We start from the raw sequence: 10742 nt of genomic DNA on the forward strand, positions 1-10742 counted from the left end.
CTACCAGAGGGCTCTCACGCTGCAACGGGCTGCGGGAGAGCCGCAGGGGGAGGCCATCACCCTGACACAGCTCGCGGAGCTGTATCAGGAAAAACAGCCCGCCCTAGCGCGGCACTACTTTCAGAGTGCCTTGCTTCTCTACCGTGTGCGGGGCGAACGGCTGGGTGAGGTGCAGCTGCTGGCAGCCCTGGGGCACCTAGAGTCTGTCGCCGGGCGAAGTCGTGAGGCAGAGAGTTTTTACCGGAGTGCCATCGCCCTCTCCGAGCAGCTTCGAACCGATGCAGGGAGTGGGTTCTCGTCGCAGGGAGCATTCTTTGAACAGCTGAGCAGTCCTTATGTGGGCTACCTGACGCTTCTGGTGGAGCAGAGACGGGTCGCCGAAGCCTTTGTGCTGGCGCAGAAAACGAAGGCGCGAGGCTTGCTCGACCTCATGGCGGGCGGAAAAATAGACCTGAGGCAACAGCTCTCGGAGAGCGAGCAGGCCGAGGAGCAGCAGCGACGTCAAAAGTGCGACAGCCTCTCCGAGGCCATGGTGCGCGAGGCGGCACTCAATGCCTTGGGCAGCAAGAAGCGCTTTGAGGCGATTAAGCGGGAGCTGTTAGCAGCAGAGCAGGAGCTGGCGGTCTTTCACGACACGCTCTACGCCCGCCACCCCAGCCTTGGGCAGCGCCGCGCCGCCACCACAGCAAACCTAGAACAGGTGGCAAAGGCACTGCCTGCCCATGCTGCACTTCTGGAGTTCGCGCCCCTCGCCTCGGGACGTGTCGCGCTCTTTGTGGTCACGTGCGACCAGCGGGGTAAGGCAAGTGTGAGCGTGTCCCGGCTGGCTGTGTCGGCCACGGAGCTAGAGCGGCAGGCCCGTGGGCTGCGCACGGCCTGCACCAATCCGAAAAAGAGCTGGAGGCGCGAGGCGCAGCGTCTCTACCAGGTGCTTCTCGCCCCCGTGGAAGCAAGGCTTGCGGGCAAGACACAGCTCATCTTTTGCCCGGATCGCTCGCTCTGGGATGTCCCGTTTGCGGTGCTAGCCGACCCTGAGGGGGTGCCGCTCCTCACACGCTTTGCGATCTCCTACGCCAGTTCCGCCACCACCTGGCATGCTGCGCAAGCAACGCCACGCAAGCCCACCTCCTCTCCTAAATTACTGGTGCTGGCCAACCCACAGTTCGATGCGGAGCGACGCTTCGAGAATGACCCCGCCGTGGCAGGACAGCGCCCTCTGACTGCTCCCAACCGACCCTTGACAGCCCCGAATCGTCCGCTGACAGCCCCGAATCGCGACTTCCTCCTGCCGCGAGGAATACGGCTCGTAGACTTGCCCGGAACGCAACGCGAGGCAGATGCACTTGCCAAGCGTTTTCCCAACACCACCCTCTACACACGCAGCAAAGCCCAAGAAAGTATCGTCAAGCAAGATGCCAACAAGTTCCAGCGCCTCCATCTGGCCTCCCACGCCTTTGTCAACGATGCCTCACCTCTGCTCTCATCGGTGGTTCTCGCAAACCCAAGCCCAACGAGCAGCGACGATGGTTTCCTCACAGCACGCGAGATATTTGAGCTGGATCTTTCCCATCTTGAGCTTGTTGTCCTCTCGGCGTGCAACACCGCACGCGGGGCACAGCACGGCGGCGAGGGGGTAATGGGACTGACCTGGGCGCTCTTTGCGGCGGGCTGCCCCACCCAGGTGCTCTCCCAGTGGGGCGTGGACGATGCCAGCACCGCGACTCTGATGACGCGCTTCTACGATGGCTTGGCAAAGGGAGTGGGAAAAAGTGCGGCGCTTCGACAGGCGGCTCTGCACGTTCGGAGCGAGCCCAGGCACCACCATCCTTACTACTGGGCTCCTTTTGTTCTGATCGGCGACCCACGCTAAAGACACCTCTATCCCCGGAGCTGTTTTCGAAACGCTCCGGGGGTGGTGTGGTAGCGCCGCCGAAAGACTTTCACGAGGTGATTGGCATCCGCAAACCCCGTGGCAAGCGCGATGACTTGCAGCGTATCGTCGGTTGTGACAAGGCGCTGCGCGACTTCCTCAAGCCGTAGCCCCGTGAGATAGCGAGCAGGTGGCTCCCCGATTCGCTGAGTAAAGTGGTGGGTAAAGCGGGTACGGCTGAGACCGAAGTGCCGTGCCAGCTCGGAGATGTCCACGGGGCGCTCCAAGTTCTCTCGCACATAGCGCCGGACACTCTCTTCCAGCACCTCCCGCCCTGGCGTGCTCTGGGTGAGCGTGTGGTCGGCGTGGCGCTCGTACTCGGTCAGAAAACTAAAGAGGGCAAGCTCTTCGGCGAACCGATCCCGAAAGCCTCCCGCACAGAGTGTCGCAGCCTGGGCGAGCAAGCGGCTCTCGGGCGAGAGGCTCAGCACCGCTCCCATCGTCTGGTGCTGCTCGCTGAGCCTCTGCACGATATAGGCATGGCGGATCACCAACCAGAAAAATCGCCAGTGCGGCGCGTCGGGGGGCAGGTAGTAGCGGTGCGGAGAGGGCACAAGCGCCAGAAACGCTTTTCCTGGCTCGATCTTTTGTACCACGCCCGCCTCCTCGTAGGCTCCCCACCCTGAGAGTGTCACCTGAAAGACCAGCTGCGGGGCGCTGCGGGCACGCTGCAAGCCGTCCCAGAAGTAGCCATCGCCCTGCACACGCTCCTCTAGCCCGGCATGGTACCAGGCATCCGGCGAAAACTGCTGCCCTCCCAAACGCCGGGTCTGCTGTAGCTGTTCCTCAATTCTATCTAGCGACACAAAACGACTATACGTCTCTAAAGCGACGATTGCAATACGTGTCTCTTCGGCGCTAAAATGACCTATCCCTGCGCAGCTGCGCGGAAACACTAAGGAAGAACTATGCCTCTTAAAGTTGCTATGATCGGAGCTGGAAGTATCGGCTTCACGCGTCGCCTGATGGGCGACCTGCTCACCGTCCCCGAGTTCGCGGACATGCACTTCGCGTTTCACGACCTCAATGCCCAGAACCTCGACATGGTCAAGCAGCTCGCCGAGCGCGATATCAGGGGCAACAACCTGTCCGCCACGATCAGCGCCTCAACGGATCGCCGAGTCTCGCTGGAGGGCGCGGACTACGTCATTAGCACCGTGCGCATCGGCGGACTCTCGGCGTTTGCGGACGACATTGATATTCCGCTGGAGTACGGCATTGATCAGTGCGTCGGCGATACGCTCTGCGCAGGCGGAATCATGTACGGTCAGCGCGGGATCGCCGCGACCCTGGATTTCTGCAAAGACATCCGCGAAGTTGCCAAACCGGGTGCCCTCTTTCTGAACTACGCCAACCCGATGGCGATGCTCACCTGGGCCGCAAACCACTACGGCGGCGTGAATACCGTCGGGCTGTGCCACGGTGTGCAGGGTGCACAGCACCAGATCGCCAGCTGCGTCGAGCAGTGGGCCAAGCGCGAGGGGCTGCTTGGTGAAGACGAGAAAGTGCATCGCCGCGACATTGACTTTGTCTTCTCGGGCATCAACCACCAGACCTGGTGCGTAAAGGCCGTCTGGCGCGGCATTGATCTGATTCCCAAGCTCTATGAGCTGTTTACGGGGCACGACAAGTTCCCCACCACGGAGAAAGTGCGCATTGATGCCCTCAAGCGCTTTGGCTACTACTCCACTGAGAGCAACGGGCACCTCTCCGAGTACCTGCCCTGGTACCGTAAGCGCCTCGATGAAGTGACCAAGTGGATTGATCTATCCTCCTGGATCAATGGCGAGACCGGCGGCTATCTCAGAGTCTGCACCGAGGGCCGCAACTGGTTTGAGACCGACTTCCCCAACTGGCTGGCGCAGGACCCGCCGCAGTTCACCCAGGAGAAGCGCTCCGAGGAGCATGGCAGCTACATTATCGAGTCGCTGGAGACGGGCCGTGTCTACCGGGGGCACTTCAATGTCGTCAACAACGGCGCGATCCCCAACCTCGCCGCCGATGCGATTGTGGAAGTTCCCGGCTATGTGGACCGCAATGGCATCAATATCCCGATTGTCGGCGACCTGCCGCTTGCCTGCGCCGCCACGTGCACGGCTTCGATCAATGTCCAGCGCATGTCGGTGCACGCTGCGCTCACCGGCGACCGAACTCTCCTTAAGCAAGCCATGCTCCACGACCCGCTCACTGGCGCGGTCTGCGACCCGGAAGAGATCTGGCAGATGACCGACCAGATGCTGGTCGCCCAGGCGGAGTGGCTCCCGCGGTACCAGAAAAGCGGTGCCATTGACGCCGCCCAAGCCGAGCTAGAAGCACAGACTGCCAATGGGACGCGGGTGCATCGCATGGTGGGCTTCAAGGGCACGGCGCGCCAACACACGAAAACCGTGGAGGAGATGGCTGCCGCCAAGGAAGAGTCGCGCAAGAACGCCCAGGCTGCCGACAAGGGCAAGATGACGACCAACGCGTAGCAGGCACATAAATGAGCCCGCTGTTGCGGCAAGACCCATAAATGGTCCTGAGGGGGCTTTAGCCTCCTTGCCGTAGCAGCGGGCCGCTTTAGCCGCCCGTCCTATGCCACATCAGCGCGAGTAGTCGTTGCGCAGCGCCCCATCATAGCGGCCTGAGCGGAGGCAGCAGCGGTCAAAAGCGCCTCCCGGAGCCGCAGGGGCACGGGTCGCGCCGTCCAAGCTTCTCTTCCAGGATCTTTACGCCGCCTTGAACCGAGCGAACGCCCTTGCCGACGTTGGTCTCCGAAGGGTAGCCACGTCGGCGCTTGGCGATTACCTCACGCTCAAAAGCAGGAGGTCTCGGGGGTGTCGTCGTTAAGAGTAATCGGGGTGTTTTTTGTGTTCATGGTCGTAGCCTCCACATCTCTATCGTACCGACGGAGCCTTCTGGTAAAGGTGCTGCTCTTTACGACGATACAATCATCCCATAGCGAGAGTCGCGGGGGTAGACCCAGTCAATGTAGTCGGTGTCCACGGTCGTGCCGCCGAGCATATCCACGAGCAGCACCACTTGGCCCCGATGGTAGCAGGCGTGGCCTTCGAGTTGGGTGAGCTGTCCGCCACGCACCACCCGGTAGGTGTTGCCATCGGCCTCTTTAAAGCTAAAGGTCGCCTCGACATCTTCGTCAGTGAGGTCGGCGAGATAGGCAACCCAGCGCTCCTCCAGAGCAGCATAGCGCGGGCGCAGCGACTCTAGCGTGGTGTCGGTCTCAAACCACAGCCCGATGGGGCGGTCTTCTCCCGCCATCCAGGTCAGCCAGTTCTCCCGGCATGCCGCCAGGTGCGCGGCAATCCCGAGGGCACGCGGGAAGCGCGGGTCGGTGCGGCTGGCTTCGGGCACGGATTCCAGCATCGTCAGCATCTTGTCGTTGGCGTCTCTCTCATAGTCGTAGAGCTCGCGGTGGTGAGTAATCCCCTTCATGAACATTAGTTTGCCACAGCAAGCCTTGATTCCTCCTCGCATCTTTTTTTGGGACACGGCCATTCAGTTTTTGCCTCCCCCCGGCGGCACCACCGCCGACCCCCTCCGGCTGATCGGTCGTTCCTCCCTGCGAAGGGGATAGTTCAGCACACAAAACCCTTCGCGGAGCCGGAGGGTGGTGAGCCTAAGCGAGCCGGGAGGCAAGAACTGAATGACCCTATTTTTTTGGATCGCTCCAAATCTTACGGTACGTTTACGATAGCTCGATACGCTGGAGTCATCATGAAAACCACACTCACTCTAGCACTGACGCTCTCCCTCCTGGGAGCAGCTCTGGCCACACCGCAAGTGGGCCGGAAAGAAACCAGCACCCGCGCCGTTGATGTCACCCCCAAGGCCAAGAAGCTCCTCGCGGAAAAAGAACGGGTGGAGAAGTTCTTCGACGAGCTTCCCAAGATGCGCATGGACAAGCCCGTTGACCAAGCAATACCTAAGAAAGACCCGAAAAAGCCCGACTCCACCCAAGGCGACTATGTCACAAAGTCCTACACCCTAGACTCCACTCCCAAAGAGCTAGTGAGCATGGGCGAGATCTCCGCACTCTGGCTGGGCGCGATGCTCTCAGAGCGCGGTGTCCGCAAGGGGGGCAACGATATCGCCGAGATTCCGCTTCCCCCCACGATGCGCGCCCCGCTGGAGCTGACCTTCTCTAGCCTGGGAGGCGGCAGCAAGATTGTGACTCAGCCGAGCAAAGGCGATGTCAAAAACGCCGTCAATGCCCTCTTAACCGAAGCCATCAAACAAAAGAAAACCTGGGGCGACCCGAAAAACCTGTCCGAGGCCTATAGCTTTGAGATGGTGGAGAACCAGAACGAGACACAGGCCGCTCTCAAACTGGGAATCAATGTCCGCTACATGGGAGGCGATCTCAAGAGTGCCCTGAGTACCGAGAAATCCAGCGGCCAGCATACCATCACGGTTGCCTTTATCGAGCGTGCCTTCACCCTGACGGCAAAGCCGGGAACCCGCGATGGGTACAAGCTCGCTGACCGCTGGGTAACTCCCGCTTGCACCATGGATGTCCTCAAGACCTTCGCCGACGATAAGCTCCTTGGCAACGACAATGTGCCTTGCTATGTAGCAGGAATCACGTACGGACGACGCTTGGTTTTTAGCATGACCTCGAAGTTTAGCGCGTCGCAGATGAAGTTCGCCATCCAGGCAGCCTACAACGCGGGAGTGACCAAAGTGGCGCTGGACACCGAGGCGTCCAAAGTGTTCAAGGACAGCCAGACGACCATCAAGGTCGCCGGACAGGGTGGCCCCAGCCCCGATAAGCTCGGGAGCCTGCTGCTCAAGGGAGACCTCAGCGCGTACTTTGCGATCGCTCCCACGCCGGGACAGCTCGTGCCCATCTCCTACGAGATTCGCACGGTCACCGACGATGCCCCGGTGATCGTGCTACAAACCGATAAGTACACCGAGACCCAGTACATCGGCAATGCCGTGGGAAGACGCTACCAGCTGACGGCTCATGTCAAGCTGACATCGCGGCCTGAGGTCACCAACGCCAGTGGCGAGATCTACGGCGAGTTCCGTGTGAATGGAGACAAAATCTGGGCCTGGGACAAGAGCCATAGTGGCAGCGGTGCGCAGAGCAAGAAAAGTGGGGACCTCATTGACATCTTCACCACCAGTGCCAGTAGCTCGCTGGAAGCCCCCGGAACCAGTGCGGGCTCTACGTCTCCCGCCTTCACCATGAACTGCTACGAGGGACAGCCCTCCCCCAGCTATAGCTTCGAGGGCTTTATCAAAGACAACGATGGCGGTGCATCCAAGGATGACTACATGGGGAGCTTCAAGTTCACCCTCAAGCCCCGTGCGATCTTCGGTGACAACAAAGGCAAGCCACTTCCGGGCACACCACTCGCAGGGTTCCCTGAGGCGCAGAACTGGCAGTTCAGTACGGTCGAGGGCAAGCGTGTCTTCACCGCAGAGATTCCCTACAGTGGCAAAAAACAAAACGGCTCTTCACGACTCTACCTCCGCATTGAGGAAGTAGGAGGACTTTAAACACTATGAACAAACAAATCAAAAAACTATCGTTTCTGGCGCTCAGCGCCCTCGCGCTTCTTCCCATAGGATCTACTCCCACGCAGGCAGCCAAGCAGACCACGAACTGGCGTGTCATCGTTAGAATTGATGAGATTCACTGCATTGAGACGGAAGATCTCTTGGGCTCGGACGAGTTCTACACCCTGAGCGGCTTTACCTTTGGCCTCCCTGATGGTCGCCAGCTCATTCGTACCCGCACCACGGGGGTAATGAGCATCAATAATGGCAACCGCAAGAAAGGCACCACGATCCTTGATGTGACAGTTCCTCACGGCACCACGCTCTCTGGTGAGCTCATGGGCTTGGACGAAGACGTGAGCAAAGATTGGACCAAGGTGGATGCCAAGTTCACGAAAGCGGGAGAGGCAGTTGGTGAGGGAATAAAGGAGCTCGGTGGAAAAAAAGGGGGTGCTATCAAGGAGCTCCTCAACGGAGCCATCGGTGTGATTGGAGGAATCTCGACGCTGGATCAGGATGACGTTCTGGGACAGTACGGCTTCCCCGATCTCACCATCCAGACACAGCGTAATTTCTCCGATAGCTTCTCTCTCAAGAACTCTGCCTACTTTGGTTCCGACTGGAGTTACAGAGTTAAGTACAGCATCAAGGTCACCCCTACAAGCAACCAGCCCAATCTCTAGCCACCGGAAAAAGGAAAAGATCATGAACCTTACCCATTTCTTTCGTAGACTCTTATTTAGTACCATCGCACTAGGCGCACTTTCTTCACTTACCCAAGCACAAGTGACTATCTCCAACAACCCCGCCACCGCCACCACGGAGGGAACGGTTCTTGGCAACTCCGCCGGTGTTCTGGCCAACAAATACTGGAAAGCCTATGGGATCACCACGAGCGCATCGGGCACCTTTGACTTCACCTCACTCCAGATGTCATCGGAGAATGAGCACAATGCCCCGCATACCATCAGTGGCGGTATCTACACCGATAGCGCGGGCAATCCCTCCAGTACGCTCATCGCAGGCGGGGCATTTGGCTCCCAGCTTGTCGGGGCAAGCGCTCCCGCCGCGACACTGCTCACCTTCACCACCGCAGGCACCGTCACGCTGGTTCCCAGCACTACCTACTGGTTTGTCTTGACCTCTGAGGTCTACAACGCCGGGGGAGCCGACTTTCAGAATGTCGTGCGCTGGGATCTTGCGGTAGGAAACGCCCTCCCCGGTGCCACGGGAGCAGGTGCGGGGGAGGTCGTTTTGGAGGGCTACCGCTTCAGCGATAACAACCGCGCCAGCTGGACAAGCTCGTCCCTCTCCAATGGTCTGACGATAGAGCTGGCGACACACACCGCTGCCGCTCCCGAGCCTACCTCCCTTGCGTTCCTAGCGCTCGGCGGGACTCTGGTACTGGCCCGACGGCGGCGTGCGTAGCAGGACGAGGCTCAGTACCAGCGTTCCAGTTAGCGTGAGGGGCACGAGCACCAGTGCCCCTTGCCAGCCAAGGCTGGTAGAGGCGAGTGCACCGACCACCCAAGGGATCACTGCGCCGCCAACTCCCCCAGCGGCGACGACGCCCCCAAAGGCCGTGCCTGCCACGCTCGGGAAGCGCTCGCCTGCTTCTGCTAGCACCAGGCTAAAGATGCCCGCGATGCAGAGGCCGGTCAGAGCGACGCAGACCAAGACCGGCAGTAGTGTCGGCAGGAGCAGCGCCAGTGTCGCAAAGAGCACGCCCCCCCCGGCACAGAGCGCGGTGAGCCGCATCAGCGGAAAGCGCCCCAGCAGCCCTCCCAGAGCAAAGCGCCCAATCGTCATCGTGATCCAGAAGAGCGTCCCCACGCCCGCCATCCAGGCCACGCCACCGGGGAGCTGCTTCTCAAAGTACGTCGGGAGCCAGGAGAAAAAGCTCACCTCCGCTCCCACGTAGAGCGCCTGCATCACGCACAGAATCGCAAAGCTGGGCTTCTGCAAGACCGCTCGTAGCGCCGAGAGCTCCAGCGCCTCGGGGGCGGCGCTCTTAGGGATGCGGCAGAGGCTGAGAGTCACAAAAACGATGAGATTGATCCCGGCTAGCCCAAAGTACAGCCCACGCCAGTCCGTGCCATGCGTGAGTAAGTAGCGACAGAGCGTCGGAGAGGCGGCGGCCCCGACACCAAACGCGACTTGTAGCGCATTGAGCAGAAACGCGCGTTTTTCGGGGTAGAGATCGGCGGCCAGCGCATTGGCGACCACCTCCATCGCGCCACTACCCGCTCCGACGAGAAGTGCCGCGGCTAGCGCAAGAGCATAGCTGCTTGCGCTCCCAAAGAGCACCAAGCCACCTGCGTAGAGCACCAAGCCCACCAGTAAGACAGCCTTACGCCCCCAGAGATCCGATAAGTAGCCACAGAGCAGCACCCCCACCACAAAGCCCACAAAGTTGGCCGGAAAGAGCCGCCCCTGCGCCTCGGCGCCCAGTGAGAATGCCGTCCCCAGATAGGGCAAAAGTACCCCGATCGCCCCCAGGTAGACCGAGTAGAGCACCATCACGACACAACAGAGTGCGGCAAGGACAGAGCGCGGGGTACTTTGCATCACTCGTCTTGAGCGGCTTCGACTAAGACATGCTCTGCAACAAAGATCGGAGCACGGACACGAAGAGCCAGGGCGATGGCATCCGAAGGCCGACAGTCTATCTCTAGGGCAGGAGCTTTCTCGCGGATTAGGTGGAGCTTGGCGTAGAAAGTCCCCTGCCAGAGGTCATCGAGCACGACGCGATCCAGAGACGCTCCCAGCTTGTCTAAGAGATTTCGGAGCAGGTCGTGGGTGAGAGGCCGCTCGGGAGCCGTTTTCTGAAGCGCGTTCTGAATCGCCATGCTCTCAAACGGCCCAATGTGCACCGGCAAGCGGCGGCCACGACCATCGCGTAGCATCAGCATCACCTCACCAATCGGAGAGTTTTCGGACTGGCCTTCGGTGCGCGCTTCCCAGAGCCCGAGAACCTCCACCTCTTTCTCCTCAAGAGCACGGGGCTGGCGGTTCTCGTTCTCACTGGTCTCGTCGTATGGGCTGGACATCCCCCGTGTTAATCCGGCTTGCTGACCGTCGGGGCGGCTCCAATGGCGGCAAGGAACTCCCGGTTGGAGCGAGTTCGTCCTAAGCGATCCAGGAGCAGCTCGGTCGCCTCTTTGTTGCCCAAGTTGGCCAGGATACGGTGCACCTGCCAGATCTTGCGCAGATCGTCCTCGCCATGAAGTAGCTCATCGCGGCGGGTGCCGGAGAGCTTGATGTCAATGGCTGGGAAGATGCGCTGCTCCGCCAGAGAGCGATCCAG

General features: G+C 60.4%; 10 protein-coding genes and 1 pseudogene. 5 read left to right on the forward strand and 6 right to left on the reverse strand.

Annotated features, from left to right (window positions below; translation table 11 throughout):
* On the forward strand, positions 1 to 1870 hold a 1870-nt coding region (locus RMO15_RS15985; protein ID WP_309714442.1), incomplete at its 5' end, for a CHAT domain-containing protein.
* 8 nt (positions 1871 to 1878) lie between these two features.
* On the opposite strand, the gene RMO15_RS15990 is transcribed toward RMO15_RS15985, so the two are convergent.
* Positions 1879 to 2736 carry an AraC family transcriptional regulator gene (locus RMO15_RS15990; RefSeq protein WP_309714443.1) on the reverse strand — a complete coding sequence of 286 codons (858 nt, stop codon included), beginning with the start codon at positions 2734 to 2736 and terminating at the stop codon, positions 1879 to 1881.
* 102 nt (positions 2737 to 2838) lie between these two features.
* Between RMO15_RS15990 and RMO15_RS15995 the strand changes: the two genes are divergently transcribed.
* A complete protein-coding gene (locus tag RMO15_RS15995; protein WP_309714444.1) occupies positions 2839 to 4401 on the forward strand; it encodes an alpha-glucosidase/alpha-galactosidase in 1563 nt (520 codons plus the stop codon).
* A 172-nt stretch (positions 4402 to 4573) separates the two neighbouring features.
* Here the strand turns inward: RMO15_RS15995 and RMO15_RS33325 are convergent, their stop codons facing one another.
* Both RMO15_RS33325 and RMO15_RS16000 read right to left on the reverse strand, forming a co-directional pair.
* Positions 4574 to 4714, reverse strand: a complete 141-nt coding sequence (locus tag RMO15_RS33325) for an SEC-C metal-binding domain-containing protein (RefSeq protein WP_369016124.1) — start codon at positions 4712 to 4714, stop codon at positions 4574 to 4576.
* Between the two features lie 132 nt (positions 4715 to 4846).
* The gene (locus RMO15_RS16000; protein WP_309714445.1) at positions 4847 to 5362 is read right to left on the reverse strand and encodes a DinB family protein; all 516 of its coding nucleotides are present in this window, start codon (positions 5360 to 5362) and stop codon (positions 4847 to 4849) included.
* A 282-nt stretch (positions 5363 to 5644) separates the two neighbouring features.
* Between RMO15_RS16000 and RMO15_RS16005 the strand changes: the two genes are divergently transcribed.
* From RMO15_RS16005 to RMO15_RS16015, 3 genes are read left to right on the forward strand one after another with little or no spacing between them, the layout of a single operon-like run.
* Positions 5645 to 7435, forward strand: coding sequence for a thiol-activated cytolysin family protein (locus RMO15_RS16005; protein ID WP_309714446.1), 1791 nt, complete (start codon positions 5645 to 5647; stop codon positions 7433 to 7435).
* 5 nt (positions 7436 to 7440) lie between these two features.
* Complete coding sequence (locus tag RMO15_RS16010) at positions 7441 to 8118, forward strand: hypothetical protein (protein ID WP_309714447.1); 678 nt, start codon at positions 7441 to 7443, stop codon at positions 8116 to 8118.
* A gap of 22 nt (positions 8119 to 8140) precedes the next feature.
* The gene (locus RMO15_RS16015) at positions 8141 to 8863 is read left to right on the forward strand and encodes a choice-of-anchor R domain-containing protein (RefSeq protein WP_309714448.1); all 723 of its coding nucleotides are present in this window, start codon (positions 8141 to 8143) and stop codon (positions 8861 to 8863) included.
* On the opposite strand, the gene RMO15_RS16020 is transcribed toward RMO15_RS16015, so the two are convergent.
* The 3 genes and pseudogenes from RMO15_RS16020 to RMO15_RS16030 form a co-directional block, all read right to left on the reverse strand.
* Positions 8816 to 10003 carry an MFS transporter gene (locus RMO15_RS16020; RefSeq protein WP_309714449.1) on the reverse strand — a complete coding sequence of 396 codons (1188 nt, stop codon included), beginning with the start codon at positions 10001 to 10003 and terminating at the stop codon, positions 8816 to 8818. The two genes, RMO15_RS16015 and RMO15_RS16020, sit on opposite strands and share 48 nt — an antisense overlap.
* Positions 10003 to 10485: a bifunctional nuclease family protein gene (locus RMO15_RS16025; RefSeq protein WP_309714450.1), complete on the reverse strand. Its 483-nt coding sequence runs from the start codon at positions 10483 to 10485 to the stop codon at positions 10003 to 10005. Before RMO15_RS16025 ends, RMO15_RS16020 begins: the two co-directional genes overlap by 1 nt.
* 8 nt (positions 10486 to 10493) lie before the next feature.
* Positions 10494 to 10742 (reverse strand): annotated as a pseudogene (locus RMO15_RS16030) (transcription termination factor Rho); the annotation flags it as partial.

The organism is Armatimonas sp. (genome assembly GCF_031410135.1).
GTDB lineage: Bacteria > Armatimonadota > Armatimonadia > Armatimonadales > Armatimonadaceae > Armatimonas.

Excerpts from the sequence above, each read along its gene's own strand:
- RMO15_RS15995 (WP_309714444.1), top strand. The coding sequence starts at position 2,839 with ATGCCTCTTAAAGTTGCTATGATCGGAGCTGGAAGTATCGGCTTCACG.
- RMO15_RS16020 (WP_309714449.1), bottom strand. The coding sequence starts at position 10,003 with ATGCAAAGTACCCCGCGCTCTGTCCTTGCCGCACTCTGTTGTGTCGTG.
- RMO15_RS16010 (WP_309714447.1), top strand. The coding sequence starts at position 7,441 with ATGAACAAACAAATCAAAAAACTATCGTTTCTGGCGCTCAGCGCCCTC.
- RMO15_RS16015 (WP_309714448.1), top strand. The coding sequence starts at position 8,141 with ATGAACCTTACCCATTTCTTTCGTAGACTCTTATTTAGTACCATCGCA.
- RMO15_RS16025 (WP_309714450.1), bottom strand. The coding sequence starts at position 10,485 with ATGTCCAGCCCATACGACGAGACCAGTGAGAACGAGAACCGCCAGCCC.
- RMO15_RS16000 (WP_309714445.1), bottom strand. The coding sequence starts at position 5,362 with ATGAAGGGGATTACTCACCACCGCGAGCTCTACGACTATGAGAGAGAC.
- RMO15_RS16005 (WP_309714446.1), top strand. The coding sequence starts at position 5,645 with ATGAAAACCACACTCACTCTAGCACTGACGCTCTCCCTCCTGGGAGCA.